The 1,108-nt window shown below is 64.4% G+C and carries 1 protein-coding gene and 1 pseudogene; one reads left to right on the top strand and one right to left on the bottom strand.

The window, feature by feature from the left end; translation table 11 throughout:
• The coding region (locus EOA36_RS35955) for an STAS domain-containing protein (RefSeq protein ID WP_127281282.1) at nucleotides 1-506 on the bottom strand (506 nt) is incomplete at its 3' end.
• Between the two features lie 77 nt (nucleotides 507-583).
• Here EOA36_RS35955 and EOA36_RS35950 point away from each other — a divergent pair.
• Nucleotides 584-1,108, top strand: a pseudogene (locus EOA36_RS35950) (dipeptide epimerase); the annotation flags it as partial.

The following is a 1,108-nucleotide window of genomic DNA, read 5'->3' as shown; positions in this document are numbered from 1 at the left end:
CGGCCGAGCTTCATCTGCGCGCCGCGGATGGTGGCGCCCAATATGTTCATCGAGGCGAGGAAATCGTCGCGCATCTCGTAGACGCGCCGGCCAACCGCCTCCAGCGCCCGAATGACAATGTTGGGCGGCCGCGCCGGTCCGGATTCGGGCTCGCGCCGGACGGCTTCGCCGACTGCTTCGAGCAATATGGAAGCGACGTCACTTTGGCCTTGCAGCCGGACCTCGACATTCTTCTTCTCGAAGACGCTGACCAGCCGGTCGATCAGCCAGGCGCCGGCGGTATCGATCTTCTCGATTTTCGAAAGATCGAGCGCCAACGTCTTGAAACCGCTTCGCTTCTCGATCTTGCGCATCTCGGCGTCGATCAGCGCCACGGTCCGTGTCGTCCAGACTCCGGAAAACGCGCAGCCGAGGACGCCACCCTCCTCGCCGACCGCCACGCGCGGGTCGTGATCAGCCCCCGAGGCGGTCGTGCCGCTTGCGTCGCGTTTACCGATGGTCAACATGGCGTCCTGTTTAGCCTGATGGGTCCGACCTTGTCGATTTGCCGACAACCCTTCTCGCATAGCCGGAGCAGAAAAATATGGCGCGTGTCATTTCGGTCGAGGCCGAGCGTTTTCCGATCGCCGGGACCTTCACCATTTCGCGCGGCTCCAAGACCGAGGCCGAGGTCATCACCTGCACGATCAGCCAGGGTGGCCATAGCGGGCGTGGCGAATGTGTTCCCTACAGGCGCTATGGCGAGACCATGGCTGGTGTCCATGACGCGATCCAGGCGATGAGTGACCGGATCGCCGGCGGGATGGACCGCATCGCCCTGCTCGACGCAATGCCTGCCGGGGCGGCGCGCAACGCTGTAGACTGTGCCCTTTGGGATCTTGAAGCCAAGATCAGCGGCAATCCGGTGGCGAACGCAATCTGGCCGGACCCGTTGCATCGGCTCGAAACCGCTTACACGCTGTCGCTCGGAGAACCCGAGGCGATGGCGGCGCAGGCCCGCGCCAACTCCGGCCGGCCGCTGCTCAAGGTCAAGATCGGCGGCGACAACGACATCGCCCGCATCCGGGCGGTGAGACAGGCAGCGCCCGAGAGCCGGTTGATCCTCGAT

This window comes from Mesorhizobium sp. M8A.F.Ca.ET.021.01.1.1, from assembly GCF_003998025.1.
Lineage (GTDB): Bacteria > Pseudomonadota > Alphaproteobacteria > Rhizobiales > Rhizobiaceae > Mesorhizobium.
This window is presented reverse-complemented; position numbering and strand designations above follow the sequence as displayed.